The organism is Streptomyces sp. NPDC014801 (genome assembly GCF_043082085.1).
Lineage (GTDB): Bacteria > Actinomycetota > Actinomycetes > Streptomycetales > Streptomycetaceae > Streptomyces.
Map to the genome: position 1 here is coordinate 243,825 of NZ_JBIBXG010000013.1, position 18,656 is coordinate 262,480.

Annotated in this window: 21 protein-coding genes; 19 read left to right on the plus strand and 2 right to left on the minus strand. The window is 72.5% G+C overall.

Annotation, left to right across the window (positions count from 1 at the left end):
• Positions 1–39: 39 nt before the first annotated feature.
• Entirely contained in the window at positions 40–1,974 is a 1,935-nt protein-coding gene (gene ftsH, locus ACF1AL_RS30570; protein WP_391828249.1) for an ATP-dependent zinc metalloprotease FtsH, read from the plus strand.
• A 36-nt stretch (positions 1,975–2,010) separates the two neighbouring features.
• On the opposite strand, the gene ACF1AL_RS30575 is transcribed toward ftsH, so the two are convergent.
• Positions 2,011–2,856 carry an SAM-dependent methyltransferase gene (locus ACF1AL_RS30575; RefSeq protein WP_391657043.1) on the minus strand — a complete coding sequence of 282 codons (846 nt, stop codon included), beginning with the start codon at positions 2,854–2,856 and terminating at the stop codon, positions 2,011–2,013.
• Positions 2,857–3,422: 566 nt separating this feature from the next.
• Between ACF1AL_RS30575 and ACF1AL_RS30580 the strand changes: the two genes are divergently transcribed.
• The 17 genes from ACF1AL_RS30580 to ACF1AL_RS30660 all read left to right on the plus strand — a co-directional run bounded on the left by ACF1AL_RS30580 (position 3,423) and on the right by ACF1AL_RS30660 (position 16,722).
• Complete coding sequence (locus ACF1AL_RS30580; protein ID WP_366837237.1) at positions 3,423–4,019, plus strand: hypothetical protein; 597 nt, start codon at positions 3,423–3,425, stop codon at positions 4,017–4,019.
• A 415-nt stretch (positions 4,020–4,434) separates the two neighbouring features.
• Entirely contained in the window at positions 4,435–4,854 is a 420-nt protein-coding gene (gene rpsP, locus ACF1AL_RS30585; protein WP_391657042.1) for a 30S ribosomal protein S16, read from the plus strand.
• 2 nt (positions 4,855–4,856) lie between these two features.
• The gene (locus tag ACF1AL_RS30590; protein WP_003973401.1) at positions 4,857–5,096 is read left to right on the plus strand and encodes an RNA-binding protein; all 240 of its coding nucleotides are present in this window, start codon (positions 4,857–4,859) and stop codon (positions 5,094–5,096) included.
• An 80-nt stretch (positions 5,097–5,176) separates the two neighbouring features.
• Positions 5,177–5,764 carry a ribosome maturation factor RimM gene (gene rimM, locus ACF1AL_RS30595; protein ID WP_391698302.1) on the plus strand — a complete coding sequence of 196 codons (588 nt, stop codon included), beginning with the start codon at positions 5,177–5,179 and terminating at the stop codon, positions 5,762–5,764.
• Positions 5,761–6,594: a tRNA (guanosine(37)-N1)-methyltransferase TrmD gene (trmD, locus tag ACF1AL_RS30600; protein WP_391819714.1), complete on the plus strand. Its 834-nt coding sequence runs from the start codon at positions 5,761–5,763 to the stop codon at positions 6,592–6,594. The genes rimM and trmD overlap by 4 nt, the downstream gene beginning before the upstream one ends.
• A 134-nt stretch (positions 6,595–6,728) precedes the next feature.
• On the plus strand, positions 6,729–7,079 hold the full coding sequence (gene rplS / locus ACF1AL_RS30605; RefSeq protein WP_030168262.1) for a 50S ribosomal protein L19: 351 nt from the start codon (positions 6,729–6,731) through the stop codon (positions 7,077–7,079).
• 45 nt (positions 7,080–7,124) lie between these two features.
• Positions 7,125–7,871 carry a signal peptidase I gene (gene lepB, locus ACF1AL_RS30610; RefSeq protein WP_391828251.1) on the plus strand — a complete coding sequence of 249 codons (747 nt, stop codon included), beginning with the start codon at positions 7,125–7,127 and terminating at the stop codon, positions 7,869–7,871.
• Positions 7,864–8,979, plus strand: a complete 1,116-nt coding sequence (lepB, locus tag ACF1AL_RS30615) for a signal peptidase I (RefSeq protein ID WP_391828253.1) — start codon at positions 7,864–7,866, stop codon at positions 8,977–8,979. Before lepB (ACF1AL_RS30610) ends, lepB (ACF1AL_RS30615) begins: the two co-directional genes overlap by 8 nt.
• Positions 8,867–9,850, plus strand: a complete 984-nt coding sequence (gene lepB, locus ACF1AL_RS30620) for a signal peptidase I (protein ID WP_391779487.1) — start codon at positions 8,867–8,869, stop codon at positions 9,848–9,850. The genes lepB (ACF1AL_RS30615) and lepB (ACF1AL_RS30620) overlap by 113 nt, the downstream gene beginning before the upstream one ends.
• Before the next feature lie 189 nt (positions 9,851–10,039).
• Complete coding sequence (gene lepB / locus ACF1AL_RS30625; RefSeq protein WP_391828255.1) at positions 10,040–10,789, plus strand: signal peptidase I; 750 nt, start codon at positions 10,040–10,042, stop codon at positions 10,787–10,789.
• A complete protein-coding gene (locus ACF1AL_RS30630; RefSeq protein WP_366837245.1) occupies positions 10,779–11,282 on the plus strand; it encodes an NUDIX hydrolase in 504 nt (167 codons plus the stop codon). Before lepB (ACF1AL_RS30625) ends, ACF1AL_RS30630 begins: the two co-directional genes overlap by 11 nt.
• A gap of 56 nt (positions 11,283–11,338) precedes the next feature.
• Positions 11,339–11,647: a DUF2469 domain-containing protein gene (locus tag ACF1AL_RS30635; RefSeq protein ID WP_003965949.1), complete on the plus strand. Its 309-nt coding sequence runs from the start codon at positions 11,339–11,341 to the stop codon at positions 11,645–11,647.
• 149 nt (positions 11,648–11,796) lie between these two features.
• A complete protein-coding gene (locus ACF1AL_RS30640) occupies positions 11,797–12,159 on the plus strand; it encodes a YraN family protein (protein WP_384214428.1) in 363 nt (120 codons plus the stop codon).
• Position 12,160: 1 nt separating this feature from the next.
• Positions 12,161–13,786 carry a YifB family Mg chelatase-like AAA ATPase gene (locus tag ACF1AL_RS30645; RefSeq protein ID WP_391828257.1) on the plus strand — a complete coding sequence of 542 codons (1,626 nt, stop codon included), beginning with the start codon at positions 12,161–12,163 and terminating at the stop codon, positions 13,784–13,786.
• Complete coding sequence (gene dprA / locus ACF1AL_RS30650; RefSeq protein ID WP_391819725.1) at positions 13,783–14,943, plus strand: DNA-processing protein DprA; 1,161 nt, start codon at positions 13,783–13,785, stop codon at positions 14,941–14,943. The genes ACF1AL_RS30645 and dprA overlap by 4 nt, the downstream gene beginning before the upstream one ends.
• Before the next feature lie 246 nt (positions 14,944–15,189).
• Positions 15,190–16,032 (plus strand): RNA polymerase sigma factor WhiG, encoded by an 843-nt coding sequence (gene whiG, locus ACF1AL_RS30655; protein ID WP_366837256.1) that lies wholly within the window; start codon positions 15,190–15,192, stop codon positions 16,030–16,032.
• A gap of 132 nt (positions 16,033–16,164) precedes the next feature.
• Positions 16,165–16,722: a TetR/AcrR family transcriptional regulator gene (locus tag ACF1AL_RS30660; RefSeq protein WP_391828318.1), complete on the plus strand. Its 558-nt coding sequence runs from the start codon at positions 16,165–16,167 to the stop codon at positions 16,720–16,722.
• 126 nt (positions 16,723–16,848) lie between these two features.
• On the opposite strand, the gene ACF1AL_RS30665 is transcribed toward ACF1AL_RS30660, so the two are convergent.
• Entirely contained in the window at positions 16,849–17,436 is a 588-nt protein-coding gene (locus tag ACF1AL_RS30665; RefSeq protein WP_391828259.1) for a murein hydrolase activator EnvC family protein, read from the minus strand.
• Between the two features lie 273 nt (positions 17,437–17,709).
• On the opposite strand from ACF1AL_RS30665, the gene rpsB reads away from it, so the two are divergent.
• Complete coding sequence (rpsB, locus tag ACF1AL_RS30670) at positions 17,710–18,603, plus strand: 30S ribosomal protein S2 (RefSeq protein ID WP_366837258.1); 894 nt, start codon at positions 17,710–17,712, stop codon at positions 18,601–18,603.
• The last annotated feature ends 53 nt before the right edge of the window (positions 18,604–18,656 follow it).

Consider the following 18,656-nt stretch of genomic DNA (forward strand, 5'->3'; position numbering starts at 1 on the left):
GCACATGCCTGTACGACTCTTCTGGCGTACCGTCCCGATATGACCAACCCTGCGCCGCCGCGGAAGTCTCCCGACCAGCCCTGGCGTACCGAGGGCACCCCCGAGGAACCGCCGAAACCGCCCTCCGGCGGGCGGCGGATGCGGGGCTGGTGGCGGCTGATCGTCGCCGCCCTGGTCGTGTTCCTGATCGCCAACCTCATCCTGTCCTTCCAGGACGAGGCGACCGAGCCGACGATCTCGTACACCGAGTTCAGCAAGCAGGTCGACACCGGCAACGTCAGCAAGATCTACGCCAAGGGCAACGCGATCCAGGGCGAGCTGAAGAAGGCCCAGGACAATCCGCAGGGCTCCGGCACCTACAAGAAGTTCAAGACGGAGCGGCCGACCTTCGCGGACGACAAGATCTGGGCGTCCCTGACCAAGCACGACGTCACGGTCACCGCGGAACCGGTCGTCCAGCACCGCAGCTTTCTCGCCAACCTGCTCATCTCGCTGGCGCCGATGGTGGTGCTGATCGCGGTGTGGGTGTTCATCGCCCGGCGGATGCGCGCGGGGCTCGGCGGCGCCGGCGGCATGCTGGGCCGCAAGGCGCCGCCCAAGCCGGTGGAGCTGGAGCCGGGGCAGCAGCGCACCACCTTCGCCGACGTGGCCGGTATCGACGAGGTCGAGGGGGAGCTCAACGACGTCGTCGACTTCCTGAAGAATCCCGACGCCTACCGCCGAATGGGTGCCAAGATGCCCCGCGGTGTGCTGCTGGCGGGGCCGCCGGGCACCGGCAAGACGCTGCTCGCGCGGGCCGTCGCCGGCGAGGCGGGGGTTCCGTTCTTCTCGGCGTCCGCCTCCGAGTTCATCGAGATGATCGTCGGCGTCGGCGCCTCCCGGGTGCGCGAGCTGTTCGCGGAGGCCCGCAAGGTCGCTCCGTCGATCATCTTCATCGACGAGATCGACACCATCGGACGGGCCCGCGGCGGCGGCGCGAGCGTCGGCGGACACGACGAGCGGGAGCAGACCCTCAACCAGATCCTGACCGAAATGGATGGGTTCTCCGGCTCCGAGGGCGTCATCGTCATCGCCGCCACCAACCGTGCGGACATCCTCGACCCGGCGCTCACCCGGCCCGGCCGCTTCGACCGCGTCGTGCAGGTCTCGCCCCCGGACCGCGGCGGGCGCGAGGCCATCCTGCGCATCCACACCCGCGAGATCCCGCTCGCCGGCGACGTCGACCTCGCCCAGGTCGCCAAGACCACCCCCGGCATGACCGGTGCGGAACTCGCCAACCTCGCCAACGAGGCGGCCCTGCTCGCCGTCAAGCGCGGCCGGCAGCGCGTCACCCACTCCGATCTCTCGGAAGCCCTGGAGAAGGTGCAGCTCGGCGCGGAACGCGCCCTCGTCATGCCGTACGAGGAGCGGCGGCGCACCGCCTACCACGAGAGCGGGCACGCGCTGCTCGGCATGCTGCAGCCGGGCGCCGACCCGGTCCGCAAGATCACCATCGTGCCGCGCGGCCGCGCCCTCGGCGTCACCCTGTCCACGCCGGACGCGGACAAGTACGCGTACACCGAGGAGTATCTGCGCGGCCGGATCATCGGCGCGCTCGGCGGCATGGCGGCCGAGCACGTCGTCTACGACGTGATCACCACCGGCTCCGAGAGCGACCTGGAACAGGTCACCAACATCGCCCGCGGGATGGTCTCGCGCTGGGGGATGAGCGAGCGCGTGGGCCGGCTCTCCGCGCTGCCGAACGACGCCCAGCAGGCGTACGGCCTGGCCGCCGCCCCGCAGACCCTCGACGCGATCGACGAGGAGATGCGCCGCGTCGTCGACGAGTGCTACGAGGAGGCGTGCCGCAAGCTGCGCGAGCACCGCGGGCAGCTGGACGCCCTCGCCGAGGCGCTGCTGGACCGCGAGACGCTGGAGGAGGCCGACGCCTACCGCATCGCGGGCATCGCCCGGCTGACCAAGGAGGAGGCGTAGCCGCGCCGGCCGCACGGGGCGCGGCAGGCCGGCGGTCTACGGCACGGTGGCTATGAGGTAGCGGAAGACGTTCGGCATCCACACCGTGCCGTCGGCGCGGCGGTGCGGGTGCAGCGCCTCGGCCAGCTCCTTGTCGACCTGCTCCTGGTCGGTGGCCTCGATCGCCGCGTCGAACAGCCCCGTCGACAGCAGCCCGCGCCGCGCGCTCGCCACGTCGGCGTACCCGAACGGGCAGGACACCCGCCCGGAGCCGTCGGGGCGCAGCCCGGCCCGCTGGGCGACCTCCTCCAGGTCGTCGCGCAGGGCGGGGCGCCAGCTGCCGGGGCTGCGCAGCGGATCGGCCAGCTTGCCCGCCACCCGCAGCACGGACGAGGTCGCGCACCGCTCCGGCGGGCCCCAGCCGGCCAGCACCACGGGTGTGCCGCGCTCGGCGACCGGTACCGCCCCGGCGAGCAGCTCGGCGAGTCCCTCGGAGTCGCCGGCCAGGCATCCGATGGGCTCGAACGCCGTCACCAGGTTGTACGCCGCGGCCGCCCGCTCCGGGGTGCGGCGCACCAGCCGCGCACCGCCCCGCGCGTGGCTCTCGGGAGCCGCCGGCTGGAGCCGCTCGCGGGCGAGGGCCAGCCGTTCCGGCGAGTGGCACTCGACGCCGGTGACCTCCGCGCCGCGCACCGCCGCCATCAGCAGGGCCAGGCCGGAGCCGCAGCCCAGGCCCAGCAGGCGGGTGCCGGACCCCACTTCCAGTCGCTCGTAGACGGCCTCGTAGAGCGGGACCAGCATCCGCTCCTGGATCTCCGACCAGTCACGCGCGCGTGCACCCTGGTCCACGCGAGGGGCCGAGCCCGCCTGGGGGAGGTGCTGCCGCACGAGCGTAGGTGTCATAGGTACGCGCCCCAATCCGCCGAGTGAAAAGCCGTGTGCCCGTATCGCCTGGAGGTGCCCGGTTGTGCGTGGCCCCCGTGCAGTGCGTTCGCACTGACCCCCGTATGCCAGGAAACTCCGGCCTCGGCGGTGCGTCCAGTGGAAAGCGACCGGGGATTGAGAGTTGGCTGCCAGGGTGGCGGAATTTCATCTGCGCGCAACACGCCGTGGAGATGCCCCGCGGCCGGCCGCGGGGGTGGTGCCGGGCACGCGGGAGACACCGGGTAACGTCACGGTCGTCGTGGGCGCTGAGCGAGGTGGGGCCCGCTCGCCCCGCGTGTGACCGAAAGGTCTCTTGCGCGGTCGCGGACCCCGTGTGGTCCGCCGCGTCGACACGATCTACGCGCCGGGACGTACGTACGCCTACGTCGGGCTACGCACCAGCTTGGTACGAGCTGAGTGACATCTCCGCAGATCAGCGCACCCGTCCTCGTCAGGACGCATCAGCGGCAACTGACGGGTACGTGCAAATTATTTGGGATGCCCCGGAATCGGAACACAGCGGCACCCCGGCTCGTTGTCATTACGTGAGCACGACACAGACACCACCTGTTCTCGCCGCGGAGCTGGCGCAGGCGTGGGCCGACATTCAGCGGCACCACCCCGAGCTGCCGGACCTCGCCGCGCCGGAGTCCCTGATCGGAGAGTCGTCGTCCGCGTGCGGGCACGAGCTCTCCTTCGAGCGGCTGCTGCACGAGGCAGTCCATGGCATCGCCGCCGCGCGCGGCGTGCGTGACACGTCCCGGGCCGGCCGCTACCACAACCGCAGATTCCTCGCGATCGCCGAGGAGCTGGGCCTCGACCACCCCGACGAGCCGCACCCGAGCAGCGGCTTCTCCCTGGTCACGCTCAGCCCCGAGGCCAAGCGGCGCTACCGGCCGACCATCGAGCGCCTCCAGCGGGCCCTCAAGGCCCACTCGGCGGCGACCTCCTCCGACACCTCCCGCACCTTCCGGGGCCCGGCCGCACGGCACGGCTCCTCGGGCGGCGGCGTGCGCGTCAAGGCGGTGTGCGACTGCGGCCGCAACGTCCGCGTCGTCCCGTCGGTCCTGGCCCAGGCGCCGATCGTCTGCGGCGGCTGCGGCAAGCCGTTCCGCATCCCTGAGGTGGTCGGCGCGGCCTGACCCCGGCCGCACACACCGGCATCTCGTGGCTGCCGGAGCGGTCGACCGGGGTGGGGTGCCGCTGCGCGACGGACCGTCGCCGCGGCTGCGGACCAGGTCGTGCCTCCCCAGGGCCACCCAGGGCCTCACGGGCCCGGCAGGGACCGAGGGGCGGCACGGCGGCGCAGCGGCACCTTCGCGCACCGGCGTGCGCGTCCGACGGCGCGACGCCCGGTGCTTCTCAAGCGTGCCCACGTCAAGTCACCCTCGGCCCGGAGCGCCCTGCCGCGTATGGCACAATGGCTAGCTGTACTCGACAGCCGCACAGGACCCCTCTCTCCTCCGGCTGACGCGTCCATCGGGCACTCGGGTACCGCAACCCCACGCGGCATTTCCGCCGTGCCCAACCACGTCAATTCCAGGAGAACCCACTCCCGTGGCAGTCAAGATCAAGCTGAAGCGTCTGGGCAAGATCCGTTCGCCTCACTACCGCATCGTCGTTGCCGACTCCCGTACCCGCCGTGACGGCCGGGCCATCGAGGAGATCGGCAAGTACCACCCGACCTACCACCCGTCGGTCATCGAGGTGGACGCCGAGCGCGTGGCGTACTGGCTCTCCGTCGGCGCCCAGCCGACCGAGCCCGTGCTCGCCATCCTGAAGAAGACCGGCGACTGGCAGAAGTTCAAGGGCGAGCCCGCCCCGGCGCCGCTGCTGCAGCCGGAGCCCAAGGCCGCGCGCCCGTCGTTCGAGGCCCTCGCCGGCGACGACGACAGCAAGGGTGAGGCGATCACCCAGAAGAAGAAGGCTGAGAAGAAGGACGAGGCCGCTGCCGAGTCCGAGTCGACCGAGGCCTGAGCATGCTCGAGGAGGCTCTCGAGCACCTCGTGAAGGGCATCGTCGACAACCCTGACGATGTGCAGGTGGCCTCGCGCAACCTGCGCCGTGGACGTGTGCTCGAGGTCCGGGTCCACCCGGACGACCTCGGCAAGGTCATCGGCCGCAACGGCCGTACCGCACGCGCTCTGCGCACCGTCGTGGGCGCCATCGGCGGCCGCGGTGTCCGCGTCGACCTCGTCGACGTGGACCACGTCCGCTGACGCTTCGCAGCACCGGCTCGGGCCGGGGAAGGCCACAGGGCCGTCCCCGGCCCGCAGTCGTATGACAGGAGAAGGAACACGTGCAGTTGGTAGTCGCACGGATCGGCCGTGCCCACGGGATCAAGGGCGAGGTCACCGTCGAGGTACGGACCGACGAACCGGAACTGAGGCTCGCGCCCGGCGCCGTGCTCGCCACGGACCCCGCCTCCGCCGGCCCGCTGACCATCGAGACGGGCCGCGTCCACAGCGGCCGGCTCCTGCTGCGGTTCGAGGGCGTGTCCGACCGCACCGCCGCCGAGGCCCTGCGCAACACCCTCCTGATCGCCGACGTCGACCCGGACGAGCTGCCCGAGGAGGAGGACGAGTACTACGACCACCAGCTGATCGACCTGGACGTGGTCACCGAGGACGGCACCGAGGTCGGCCGGATCACCGAGATCTCGCACCTGCCCTCCCAGGACCTGTTCATCGTCGAGCGGCCCGACGGCAGCGAGGTGATGATCCCCTTCGTGGGCGAGATCGTCACCGAGATCGACCTCGCCGAGCAGAAGGCCGTCATCGCGCCCCCGCCCGGCCTCATCGACGACCGCGCCGTGATCGCCTCCGCCCGGGACGCGGACGAGGAGTCCGCGCAGACGCCCGCCGAGCCGGGGGACGCCGGCGCATGAGGCTCGACGTCGTCACGATCTTCCCCGAGTACCTCGACCCGCTGAACGTCTCCCTGGTCGGCAAGGCACGCGCGCGTGGACAGCTGAACGTGCACGTCCACGACCTGCGGGAGTGGACCTACGACCGGCACAACACCGTCGACGACACCCCGTACGGCGGCGGCCCCGGCATGGTCATGAAGACCGACCCCTGGGGCGAGGCGCTCGACTCCGTCCTCGCCGACGGCTACGAGACCGGCGCCGGTGAGCCCGCGCTCATCGTGCCCACGCCCAGCGGCCGGCCCTTCACCCAGGAACTCGCCGTGGAGCTCTCCGAGCGCCCCTGGCTGATCTTCACCCCGGCCCGCTACGAGGGCATCGACCGCCGCGTCGTCGACGAGTACGCCACCCGCATGCCCGTCCACGAGGTGTCCATCGGCGACTACGTCCTCGCCGGCGGGGAGGCGGCCGTCCTCGTCATCACCGAGGCCGTGGCCCGGCTGCTGCCCGGCGTCCTCGGCAACGCCGAGTCCCACCGCGACGACTCCTTCGCCCCCGGCGCCATGGCCGGCCTGCTGGAAGGCCCCGTCTACACCAAGCCGCCCGCCTGGCGCGGCCGGGAGATCCCCGACGTGCTGCTCAGCGGCCACCACGGCAGGATCGCCCGCTGGCGCCGCGACGAGGCCCTGCGGCGGACCACCCTGAACCGGCCCGACCTCATCGAGCGCTGCGACCCCCAGGCCTTCGACAAGAAGGACCGCGAGATGCTCTCCATCCTGGGCTGGGAACCCGACCCGGCCGGTGAGCCCTACGGCCGATTTTGGCGCCGGGCGAAGGACATGGAAGAATAGGCCGCTGCTGTCCGCCCGTCCGGCTCGCGCCCCTGCCACAGGGGGAGACGACGCGGGCTCCGACCGGGCAGCGTTCCCCTGGAAGATCTAGATTCCGTTGATGACCTGTGGCATCAGCGAAGAAAGCAGACGAAATGTCGCACCTGCTCGACTCCGTCGACGCCGCGTCGCTGCGCAGCGACGTCCCGGCCTTCCGCCCGGGTGACACCGTCAACGTCCACGTGCGCGTCATCGAGGGCAACCGCTCCCGTGTGCAGCAGTTCAAGGGCGTGGTGATCCGTCGCCAGGGTTCCGGCGTGCGCGAGACCTTCACGGTCCGCAAGGTCTCCTTCTCCGTCGGCGTCGAGCGCACCTTCCCGGTGCACACCCCGATCGTGGAGAAGATCGAGCTCGTCACCCGCGGTGACGTGCGTCGCGCCAAGCTGTACTACCTGCGCGAGCTGCGCGGCAAGGCGGCGAAGATCAAGGAGAAGCGCGAGAGCTGAGCGCTTTCCCGGGGTCACAGCGGGGCCGGATAGCATTCCGCCCCGATGGACACCGAAGCACAGCCCACGGAGCGCGACCGCTCCTCCCCACCCGCGACGCCGGGTGCGGAGGGACGGTCGCGTTTCGCGTTGGCGAGCCGGATCGCCGAGTGGCTCCCCGGCGGCCGCCTCACCCTGACCCTGCTGATCTGCCTGGTCTTCCTGCTGCTCCTCAACGTCTTCGTGGTGCGGCCCTTCCAGATTCCTTCCGGTTCCATGGAATCGGGATTGAGGATCGGGGACAGGGTTCTCGTAAATGAGTTGGCGTACCGTTTCGGAGCCGAGCCGCGCCGTGGCGACATCGTCGTCTTCGACGGCAGCGGCTCCTTCGGGGACGGTGACTACATCAAGCGCGTTGTCGGTGTGGGGGGAGACCACGTGGTCTGCTGCGACCAGCAGGGGAGGATCCGGGTGAACGGCCGGTCGGTCGACGAGTCCGCCTTCCTGTACCCCGGGGACAGCCCCTCCACCGTGTCCTTCGACGTCGTGGTGCCCGACGGCCGGCTGTTCGTCCTCGGCGACCACCGCGGCGACTCCAGCGACTCACGCGACCACCTCGGCTCGCCCGGCGGCGGCATGGTGCCGGTCGGCGACGTCATCGGCCGCGCCGACTGGATCGTATGGCCGCTCGGGCACGCCACCCGCCTGCACCGCCCGGACGCCTACGCGCGCGTGCCGCGGGCGGCGGCCCCGGGGCAGGGCACGCCGGCCGCGCCGGTCCCGTCCGCAACCGCGGAGGGCGCACATGGGTAATCGCGGCAAGCCGCGCGGTGCCTCCGTCGGCGGCGCGGACGATCCCCTGCCCACCGGGACCCGGCGGACCTCGGCTCCCTCCGGTGGCGGCCGTACCCGTGCCGAGCGGCGCAGGCTCCAGCGCAAGGTCAAACGCAAACGCCGGCGCAGCGCCGTGAAGGAGATCCCGCTCCTGGTGGGGGTCGCGGTGCTGATCGCGCTGGTGCTGAAGACGTTCCTGGTCCAGGCGTTCGTGATCCCGTCCGGGTCCATGGAACAGACGATCCGCATCGGCGACCGGGTCCTGGTCGACAAGTTCACCCCGTGGTTCGGGTCACACCCGGAACGCGGGGACGTCGTGGTGTTCAAGGACCCCGGCGGCTGGCTGCAGGACGAGCAGACCACGGTCAAGAAGGACGACCCGGTCGTGGTCAAGCAGGTCAAGGAAGCGCTGACGTTCATCGGCCTGCTGCCGTCGGACAACGAGAAGGACCTCATCAAACGCGTCGTCGGCGTCGGCGGGGACCACGTCAAGTGCTGTGACGCGGGCGGGCACATCACCGTCAACGGCGCTCCCCTGAACGAGGACTATCTGAACCCCGGCGACGTGCCCTCGCAGACACCCTTCGACGTGACCGTTCCGCGGGGCCGGCTGTGGGTGATGGGCGACCACCGCTCCAACTCCGCGGACTCCCGCTCGCACCAGGACACCGACTACGGGGGTACGGTCTCCGAGGACGAGGTGGTCGGACGGGCCATGGTCATCGCCTGGCCACTCGGCCACTGGAGCACCCTGAAGGAACCGCCGGCGTTCGCGTCCGTACCCGGCGCGGCGGCGTCCGGGTCGGCCACGGCCGCCGTGCCGTCGCATAGGGTTGCACCCGGTGATCCGGTGGATCCCAAGGAAATGTCCCAGCTCCCGACCCCTGCGGAACTCCCGCTCGTTATGGGAGTGGTGGGCCTGCGTCGCGCGCGGGGCAGGCAGCGACACGGAGTAAGGAGTTGGCGTGGGGGATGTGGCGGTTGGCGCTCGGTCCGGACACGACGGCGAGGAACACCGCGGACGCCCCGTGCAGTCCGCGGCCTCGACCGCGGACGGCGCCGTGACTTCGGGGACCTCAGGGAGTGACTCCGCGGTGATGGACGACGGCGAGGCCGGACGGACGGACCGGACGGCGGCAGGGGCCGCGGGGCCGAAGAAGCCGCGCTCCTTCTGGAAGGAGCTGCCGATCCTCGTCGGGATCGCGCTCGTCCTGGCCCTGCTGATCAAGACGTTCCTGGTGCAGGCGTTCTCCATCCCGTCGGCGTCGATGCAGAACACGCTGCAGGAGGGCGACCGGGTCCTCGTCGACAAGCTCACCCCGTGGTTCGGCTCCGAACCCGAGCGGGGCGAGGTCGTCGTCTTCCACGACCCGGACAACTGGCTGGCCGGCGAGCCGACCGTCAACCCCAACGCCGTGCAGAAGGTCCTCAGCTGGATCGGCCTGATGCCGTCGGCGGAGGAGAAGGACCTGATCAAGCGGGTCATCGGGGTCGGCGGCGACACCATCGAGTGCAACGGCACCGGGCCGCTGAAGGTCAACGGCCATGCCCTCGACGAGCGGGACTACGTGTACGCCGGGAACACGCCGTGCTCCGACGACGACACCGGCGGGCGCTTCAAGGTCACGGTGCCCAAGGGCTACATCTGGGTCATGGGCGACCACCGGCAGGACTCCAAGGACTCGCGCTACAACCAGAACGACAGGCACCACGGCATGGTGCCGGTGAAGGACGTCGTGGGCCGCGCGATCGTCAAGGCCTGGCCGATCAACCGGTGGGGCACGCTGCCGGTGCCGGACACCTTCGACCAGCCCGGGCTGGACTCGCCCGCCTCCGCCGCCTCCTCCGCTCCGGCGTCGCCGACGGTGGCCGTCGCCCCGGCCGTGCCGGACGTGGTGGCGCTGGCGGGGGTCGTGCCGGTGGCCGTGTGGCGGCTGCGGGTGCGGCGCCGCCGCTGACCTTCGGCCGAAACGGTGTGAGGGAGCGTCCACAGGAGTGGGCGCTCCCTTTTCGTCGCTCCGATTTCGTTGCTCCGTTTTCGTTGCTCCCTTTTCGTCCCCGCGTGGGCCGGTCGGTGAGCCCCGGCGGGGTCCGGGGCGGAGCGCAAGGGTGGGATTGGGGCCTACCCCCGGGTAGGGTGCGGGGCCATGGGTGAGCGCATACGTACGGAAGGCGGTGGCAGCAGCGTGGGGCAACGGCTCTCCGGCATCGCCGTCGCACTGGGCCTGGTGCTGTTCCTCGGCGGTTTCGCCTGGGGCGCCGTCGTCTACCGGCCGTACACCGTGCCGACCCCCTCGATGACGCCGACGATCGACGTCGGCGACCGCGTGCTGGCCCAGCGGGTCGACGGCAGCGAGGTGCGCCGCGGCGACGTGGTCGTGTTCACCGACAAGACCTGGGTGCAGAACGCCCCCGTGGTCAAGCGCGTCGTCGCCGTCGGCGGCGACACCGTCGCCTGCTGCAAGGACGGCAAGCTGACCGTCAACGGCAAGGAGATCGACGAGCCGTACCTGGCCCAGGGCAGCCCCGCCGAGATCACGAACTTTCCCGAGGTGACCGTCCCCAAGGGCCGGCTGTTCCTGCTCGGCGACGAACGCCAGGGCTCCCTGGACTCCACCGCGCACCTCACCGACGCGGCCCGCGGCACGGTCGACGTCAGCGCCGTGACCGCGCGGGTCGACGCCGTCGTCTGGCCCATGAAGGGGATGCTGGAGCGTCCCACGGGCTTCGAGGCGCTCGGTGCGCTGTCGCAGCCCGGGCCCCTGCGCACCGTCGTCGGGCTGATCGTCGCCGGCGCGGTGCTGGTGTTCGCGGGCGGCGCTTACGGGCCGATCGCCAAGCGGGCGGCGGGCCGCTCGCGCGCCGGAGCACGGACGGAGCCCGCGGGTGTCCGCTGAGACGGTGGAGGGCGGCCTGCGCAAGGTGGCGCGGGTGGTGCTGCTCGACCCCGCGGACCGCATCCTGCTGCTGCACGGCCACGAGCCGGGCGATCCGGCCGACGACTGGTGGTTCACGCCCGGCGGCGGTCTGGAGGGCGACGAGACCCGTGAAGAGGCCGCGCTGAGGGAACTCGCCGAGGAGACGGGCATCACCGAGGTCGACCTGGGCCCGGTGCTGTGGCGGCGGACGTGCTCGTTCCCGTTCGCGGGCCGCCGCTGGGACCAGGACGAGTGGTACTACCTGGCCCGTACGACGACGACGGCGATCCGGGCCGCGGCGCTCACCGAGCTGGAACGGCGCAGCGTCGCGGGAGCGAGGTGGTGGTCCTGTGCGGAACTGACCGGGACACGTGAGACGGTGTATCCGACCAGACTCGCCGAACTGCTGCGCACTCTGCTCGAAGAAGGTCCCCCGGGCCGACCCGTGACCCTGGAGACGGAAATCGTCTAGGGGCGCGCGGGACTGGCGCACAATGGTGGGATCGCACGGCTGAAGGGGAACATGCCATGAGCGCCGAGGACCTCGAGAAGTACGAGACCGAGATGGAGCTCAAGCTCTACCGGGAGTACCGCGATGTCGTCGGTCTGTTCAAATACGTGATCGAGACCGAGCGGCGCTTCTACCTGACCAACGACTACGAGATGCAGGTGCACTCGGTCCAGGGTGAGGTGTTCTTCGAGGTGAGCATGGCGGATGCATGGGTCTGGGACATGTACCGGCCGGCCCGCTTCGTCAAGCAGGTCCGCGTCCTCACATTCAAGGACGTGAACATCGAGGAGCTGAACAAGAGCGACCTGGAGCTGCCGGGCGGCTGATCCCGCCCGCCGGAGTCCGTCCCCGCACGGGGCCGCCGAAGTCCGTCACCCACACGGGTGGCGGACTTTTCCACATCCGGGCGGCCGTCCACCAAGATCCACTTCTTGGGCGCGGCTGCGTGATCGTGGGCGCCGGAGGTGGTGCCGACATGAACGCACGCAGTGCCCTCGGCAAGTACGGAGAGACCCTGGCCGCACGCCGGCTGGCCGAAGCCGGACTCGCGGTCCTGGAACGCAACTGGCGGGCCGGACGGTCCGGAGAGATCGACATCGTGGCCCGGGACGGTGACGTCCTGGTCGTCTGCGAGGTGAAGACCCGCAGGGACGGCTCCTTCGAGCATCCGATGGCCGCCGTCACCCCCGAGAAGGCCGAGCGGCTGCGGGCGCTGGCCGAGCGGTGGATCCAGACGCACGGCGGGGCGCCACCGGGCGGCGTCCGCATCGACCTCGTCGGCGTGGTCCTGCCGCGCCGCGGCGCGCCGCTCGTCGAGCATGTGCGGGGGGTGGCCTGACATGGGCTTCGCGCGGACGTGTTCCGTGGCCCTGGTCGGCGTGGAGGGCGTGGTCGTGGAGGTCCAGGCCGACCTCGAACCGGGCGTCGCCGCGTTCACCCTGGTCGGCCTGCCGGACAAGAGCCTGACCGAGAGCCGTGACCGGGTCCGGGCGGCGGTGGTGAACTCGGGCGCCGAGTGGCCGCAGAAGAAACTCACCGTCGGGCTCTCGCCCGCCTCGGTGCCCAAGGCCGGCAGCGGGTTCGACCTGGCCGTGGCCTGCGCGGTGCTGGGCGCGGCCGAGCGCATCGATCCCCGGGTGCTCGCGGACATCGTGATGATCGGCGAGCTGGGGCTGGACGGGCGGGTGCGGCCCGTGCGCGGCATCCTGCCGGCCGTCCTCGCCGCCGCCGACGCGGGCTACGAGCAGGTGGTCGTGCCGGAGTGCGCGGCCGCCGAGGCCTCGCTGGTGCCGGGCGTCTCGGTGCTCGGGGTGCGCAGCCTGCGGCAGCTGATCGCCGTCCTGACCGACGAGCCCGTCCCCGAGGAGGAACCCGACGAGCCGGGCCGCCCCGACCCGCTGCTGGCCGGACTGCGCGTGCCCGGCACCGGTGCGGCCACCGGCATGCACAGCACGGGCGCCGCCCAGCAGGACCCCGGGCACGACCTGGCCGACGTCGTCGGTCAGATCTCGGCGCGCACGGCGGTGGAGGTGGCCGCGGCCGGCGGGCACCACCTCTTCCTGGAGGGACCGCCGGGCGCGGGCAAGACGATGCTCGCCGAGCGGCTGCCGGCCGTGCTGCCGCCGCTCACCAGGGAGGAGTCCCTGGAGGTCACTGCCGTGCACTCGGTGGCCGGGCTGCTGCCGCCGGGCAAGCCGCTGATCGACGTCCCGCCCTACTGCGCCCCGCACCACTCGGCCACCATGCAGTCCCTTGTCGGCGGCGGCCCCCACATCGCGCGCCCCGGCGCGGTCTCCCTGGCTCACCGAGGCGTGTTGTTCCTGGACGAGACGCCGGAGTTCACCAGCCACGCGCTCGACGCCCTGCGGCAGCCCCTGGAGTCCGGGCACGTCGTGATCGCGCGCAGCGCCGGCGTGGTGCGCTTCCCGGCGAAGTTCCTGATGGTGCTCGCGGCCAACCCCTGCCCCTGCGGCCGCTTCTCGCTCAAGGACAGCCTGTGCGACTGCCCGCCCTCGGCGATCCGCCGCTACCAGGCCAGGATCTCCGGACCGCTGCTCGACCGGGTCGACCTGCGCGTGGAGGTGGACGCGGTGGGCCGGGCGGAACTCGCCCGGCGCGGCCCCGGCGGCGAGTCGACGGCGACGGTCGCCGCCCGCGTCCGGGCGGCCCGTGAGCGCGCCGCGGCCCGGCTGGCGGGCACCCCCTGGCGTACCAACAGCGAGGTCCCCGGCCGGGAGCTGCGCACCCGCTGGCACGCCGCCTCCGGCGCCATGGACGAGGCCGAGCGGAGCCTGGAGCGCGGGGTCCTCACCGCCCGAGGCCTCGACCGGGTCCTGCGGGTCGCCTGGACCGTCGCCGACCTCGTGGGCCACGACCGGCCCGACGCCGCCGACGTCGCCCTGGCCCTGCAGCTGCGCACGGGCGTCCCGCGCGGTGTCCCCATGGCCATCGGAGCGCTCGCATGACCGGCGCCCCGGCAGCGGCCGGGGAACTGCTCGGCCGGGTCTTCCTCACCCGGGTCGTCGAGCCCGGGGACGAGGCCGGCGGGCGGTGGGTGCGGGAACTGGGCGTGCGGGAGGTCGTCCGGCGGCTGCGGGCCGGCGGGCCCGCCCTGCCGGGCGTGAGCGCGCGGCGGTGGGCCGGCCTGCTGGCGCGGGCCGCGCGGGCCGAGCCCGAGGCGGACCTGGCCGCCGCGCGGGCCGCCGGTGTGCGGTTCGTGGCGCCCGGGAGCCCCGAGTGGCCCGGCCAGCTCGACGACCTCGGTGACGCCCGCCCGCTGGGGCTGTGGGTGCGCGGCGGGCCCAGCCTGCGGATGTGGGCGCTGCGGTCCGTCGCGGTCGTCGGGGCCCGCGCCTGCACCGAGTACGGCGCCCACATGGCGGCCACCCTCGCCGCCGGCCTCGCCGAGCGCGGCTGGGTCGTCGTCTCCGGCGGCGCCTACGGCATCGACGGCGCCGCCCACCGCGGCGCCCTCGGCGCGGGCGGCGCCACCGTCGCCGTGCTGGCCTGCGGCGTCGACCGGCCCTACCCGCGCGGGCACGCCGGGCTGATCGGCCGGATCGCGGAGCAGGGGCTGGTCGTCGGGGAGCTGCCGCCCGGGGACCACCCGACGCCGAGCCGGTTCATCCTGCGCAACCGGGTCATCGCCGCCCTCACCCGGGGCAGCGTCGTGGTGGAGGCGGCCCACCGCAGCGGCTCCCTGGTCACCGCGCGGGCCGCGCAGCGCCTCGGCCGTCACACGATAGGAGTACCCGGACCGGCCACCAGCGGCCTGTCCGCCGGGGTGCACGAACTGCTGCGCGGCGGCGCCACCCTGGTCACCGACGCCGCCGAAGTCGTCGAACTGGTCGGCGACATCGGCGAACTGGCCCCGGAGCGGCGCGGACCGGTCCTCCCGCGCGACCTGCTGCCCGCCGGCGCCCGCCGGGTCCTGGCCGCGCTGCCCGGACGGCGCGCCGCGCCCGTCGCCGAGATCGCGCGTGACGCGCAGACCACCCGGGACGACGCGATCGCGAGACTGTACGAACTGAGAGCACTCGGTTACGTCGAACGACACGGCGACGACTGGAAGTTGACACGCCAGGCCGTGCTGGCGGCCAGAAGCGGTCGCGGGCCGGGCTGACGGCAGACGTTCGCCCGTCCGGGGGAAGCGTGAAGCCCAGGAAAACGGCGGCGAGTTGGCGCCCCGCGGCGCGTGCGCGCGGTGTGGGCCGCCCTCCGCGGGGGCGTCCAGCGGAACGTATCTGCGGATCCGCGAGCACCCCTTGTTCGCACACCGCGATCTCTCAGTCACGCTACGCTCACGAGGATCGGCGACGACATCCCACCTTTCACGCGTACGGCACAGCAGAACGGCACAAGGCGACGAATGCCCCAGCACACTTCCGGGTCCGACCGGGCGGCGATCCCCTCAGCCGCCCGTGACGGTGGCAGCGTGCGGCCGCCCGCTCCCTCGACGCTCGACGAGCTCTGGCGGTCGTACAAGGCGACGGGAGACGAACGGCTGCGGGAGCAGCTGATCCTGCACTACTCGCCGCTGGTGAAGTACGTGGCCGGCCGGGTGAGCGTGGGGCTGCCCCCGAACGTGGAGCAGGCCGACTTCGTCTCCTCCGGGGTGTTCGGGCTGATCGACGCGATCGAGAAGTTCGACATCGACCGGGAGATCAAGTTCGAGACGTACGCGATCACCCGGATCCGCGGCGCCATGATCGACGAGCTGCGGGCGCTGGACTGGATCCCGCGCTCGGTCCGGCAGAAGGCGCGCAACGTCGAGCGCGCCTACGCCACGCTGGAGGCGCGGCTGCGGCGCACCCCGAGCGAGCAGGAGGTCGCCGCCGAGCTGGGCATCCCGGTGGAGGAACTGCACGCGGTCTTCAGCCAGTTGTCGCTGGCCAACGTGGTGGCGCTGGAGGAGCTGCTGCACGTCGGCGGCGAGAGCGGCGACCGGCTGAGCCTGATGGACACGCTGGAGGACACCGCCGCCGACAACCCGGTGGAGGTCGCCGAGGACCGGGAGCTGCGACGGTTCCTCGCCCGGGCGATCAACACGCTGCCCGAGCGGGAGAAGACCGTGGTCACGCTGTACTACTACGAGGGCCTCACCCTCGCCGAGATCGGCAACGTGCTCGGCGTCACCGAGAGCCGGGTCAGCCAGATCCACACCAAGTCGGTGCTGCAGCTGCGGGCGAAGCTGGCCAGTTTCGGGCGCTGAGGTGCCGGCGGGCGGCGAGGGCCGGCCCGGGCCGGCCCGGGCGGGCGCGGCGGGCCGTGAACGGTGAGTGACTCCCGTCCCGGGTGGTGCGTCCGTACAGTGGTTGACGTGCCAAGGATTCGAGCGGCCTCCGTGGCCGAGCACCGGTCGATGCAGCGGGCCGCCCTGCTGGACGCGGCCCGTTCCCTGCTGTCCGAGGGCGGCACCGAAGCGCTGACGTTCCCGGCCCTCGCCGAGCGGACGGGCCTCGCGCGGTCGTCCGTCTACGAGTACTTCCGGTCGCGGGCGGCCGTCGTCGAGGAGCTGTGCGCGGTCGACTTCCCCGTGTGGGCGGCGGAGGTCGAGGCGGCGATGGCCGCGGCGGACGGGCCCGGGGCCAGGGTCGAGGCGTATGTGCGAAGCCAGCTGGAGCTGGTGGGGGACCGGCGGCACCGGGCCGTGGTCGCCATCTCCGCGAGCGAGCTGGACGCCGGTGCGCGGGAGAAGATCCGGGCGGCGCACGGCGGCCTCGTCGCGATGATCGTCGAGGCGCTGCGGGAACTGGGGCACGCCGAGCCCCGGCTCGCGGCCATGCTGGTGCAGGGCGTCGTGGACGCGGCGGTGCGCCGGCTGGAGCTCGGCGCGGCGGAGGAACCCGCGGTGATCGCCGAGGCAGCGGTCGCGATGGTGCTGCGGGGCGTATCGGGCTGACCGCCCACGTCGCGGGTGCCCGGGGCGGACCGCCGCGCCCCGCGCCCCCGCGTCCCGGATGTCCGGGCGGACCGCCCGTCAGGCGCGACCAAGGGGGCGCGGCTGCGAGCGCCAGCCCGCCCGCCCCTACGGCGGCAGCGGGACTCCCCGTACCGGCAGCAGTCGTGAGAGCCCCCCGTTGCGCAGGCGTGGCGGGAGCAGCTGCAGTGGGTCCAGGTAGGTGCCGGCTCTGCGCAGGCCCCAGTGCAGGCAGGGGAACGTGGTGCAGTGGGAGCCCGTCGGTTCCACCGTGCCGATCACGGCCCCCGCCGGGACCTGGTCGCCCGCCCGCACCGACGCCCGTACGGGCTCGTAGGTGGTGCGCAACGGGGGCGTGCCCGTGCCCCGCAGTTCCACCGACACCACCCCCTTGCCCGCCACCCGCCCCGCGAACGACACCCGGCCCGCCGCCACCGTGCGCACAGGTGTACCCGGGGCGGCCGCCAGGTCGACCCCGCGATGCCCCGGACCGTACGGGGAGGCGGGAGGCGACCACCCGCGCAGGACGCGCGGGCGCACCCCGACCGGCCAGACCGTCGCCACCGCCGGCACCGCCGCCCCCGGGCCGGGCGGCCCCGGCGCCGGCCCCCGCGCCCACGCCAGCGGCGCCAGGCCCCCCGTCGCGAGCCCCAGCAGCACCACCCACATCACCCGTGCGTATCGCTGTGTCCCCATGGGTCAGACGGTCCCGCATCCCGCCCGCCGCGGCCGGAAGCTGTGGACCACTCCCTGGTTGTGGACAGCGGCGTCACCCGGGGCCCCGCCGGTCCCGTACACTTCTTCTGGCGATCCGGGCCACCGGGTCGACTTCGCACGCCCCGGTACGGCCACCGGAAACGGTCCGTATCAGCGCCCCTCGGTCCTTCGTGGCACGGCGCACCGCGGGCGTCAGGCGCGACCGCCGTCCGGCGGACGCGGCACAACCGAGAAACTCAAGGAGATACGGCCATGGCCGTCGTCACGATGCGGGAGCTGCTGGAGAGCGGCGTCCACTTCGGTCACCAGACCCGTCGCTGGAACCCGAAGATGAAGCGCTTCATCTTCACCGAGCGCAACGGCATCTACATCATCGACCTGCTCCAGTCGCTGTCGTACATCGACCGCGCCTACGAGTTCGTCAAGGAGACCGTCGCCCACGGCGGCACGGTCATGTTCGTCGGCACGAAGAAGCAGGCGCAGGAGGCCATCGCCGAGCAGGCCACCCGCGTCGGCATGCCCTACGTCAACCAGCGCTGGCTGGGCGGCATGCTCACCAACTTCTCGACGGTCTACAAGCGCCTGCAGCGCCTGAAGGAGCTCGAGCAGATCGACTTCGAGGACGTCGCGTCCTCCGGTCTGACCAAGAAGGAGCTCCTGGTCCTCTCCCGCGAGAAGGCCAAGCTGGAGAAGACCCTCGGCGGTATCCGCGAGATGCAGAAGGTGCCCAGCGCCGTCTGGATCGTGGACACCAAGAAGGAGCACATCGCCGTCGGTGAGGCCCGGAAGCTGAACATCCCGGTCGTCGCGATCCTCGACACCAACTGCGACCCCGACGAGGTCGACTACAAGATCCCGGGCAACGACGACGCGATCCGCTCCGTCACCCTGCTCACCCGCGTGATCGCCGACGCCGTGGCCGAGGGCCTCATCGCCCGCTCCGGCGGTGGCGAGGGCAAGGGCGAGAAGGCCGAGGGCGAGCCGCTCGCCGAGTGGGAGCGCGACCTGCTCGAGGGTGAGAAGAAGGCCGACGAGGCCCCCGCCGCCGAGGCTCCGGCCGCCGAGGCTCCGGCTGCCGAGGCCCCCGCCGCCGAGGCCGCTCCGGCCGCCGAGGGCGAGAAGGCCGCCGAGGGCGAGCAGGCCTGACCCGCCGGCGTCAGCGTTGACGGCGGGAGCGGTACGCCATCCCACGCCCCCGG

What these genes read in the sequence shown, in the direction of transcription:
- ftsH (WP_391828249.1), top strand. Translation starts at nt 40, where the DNA reads ATGACCAACCCTGCGCCGCCGCGGAAGTCTCCCGACCAGCCCTGGCGT.
- ACF1AL_RS30575 (WP_391657043.1), bottom strand. Translation starts at nt 2,856, where the DNA reads ATGACACCTACGCTCGTGCGGCAGCACCTCCCCCAGGCGGGCTCGGCC.
- ACF1AL_RS30590 (WP_003973401.1), top strand. Translation starts at nt 4,857, where the DNA reads ATGCTCGAGGAGGCTCTCGAGCACCTCGTGAAGGGCATCGTCGACAAC.
- trmD (WP_391819714.1), top strand. Translation starts at nt 5,761, where the DNA reads ATGAGGCTCGACGTCGTCACGATCTTCCCCGAGTACCTCGACCCGCTG.
- rplS (WP_030168262.1), top strand. Translation starts at nt 6,729, where the DNA reads ATGTCGCACCTGCTCGACTCCGTCGACGCCGCGTCGCTGCGCAGCGAC.
- lepB (WP_391828251.1), top strand. Translation starts at nt 7,125, where the DNA reads ATGGACACCGAAGCACAGCCCACGGAGCGCGACCGCTCCTCCCCACCC.
- lepB (WP_391828253.1), top strand. Translation starts at nt 7,864, where the DNA reads ATGGGTAATCGCGGCAAGCCGCGCGGTGCCTCCGTCGGCGGCGCGGAC.
- lepB (WP_391828255.1), top strand. Translation starts at nt 10,040, where the DNA reads ATGGGTGAGCGCATACGTACGGAAGGCGGTGGCAGCAGCGTGGGGCAA.
- ACF1AL_RS30635 (WP_003965949.1), top strand. Translation starts at nt 11,339, where the DNA reads ATGAGCGCCGAGGACCTCGAGAAGTACGAGACCGAGATGGAGCTCAAG.
- ACF1AL_RS30640 (WP_384214428.1), top strand. Translation starts at nt 11,797, where the DNA reads ATGAACGCACGCAGTGCCCTCGGCAAGTACGGAGAGACCCTGGCCGCA.
- ACF1AL_RS30645 (WP_391828257.1), top strand. Translation starts at nt 12,161, where the DNA reads ATGGGCTTCGCGCGGACGTGTTCCGTGGCCCTGGTCGGCGTGGAGGGC.
- dprA (WP_391819725.1), top strand. Translation starts at nt 13,783, where the DNA reads ATGACCGGCGCCCCGGCAGCGGCCGGGGAACTGCTCGGCCGGGTCTTC.
- whiG (WP_366837256.1), top strand. Translation starts at nt 15,190, where the DNA reads ATGCCCCAGCACACTTCCGGGTCCGACCGGGCGGCGATCCCCTCAGCC.
- ACF1AL_RS30665 (WP_391828259.1), bottom strand. Translation starts at nt 17,436, where the DNA reads ATGGGGACACAGCGATACGCACGGGTGATGTGGGTGGTGCTGCTGGGG.
- rpsB (WP_366837258.1), top strand. Translation starts at nt 17,710, where the DNA reads ATGGCCGTCGTCACGATGCGGGAGCTGCTGGAGAGCGGCGTCCACTTC.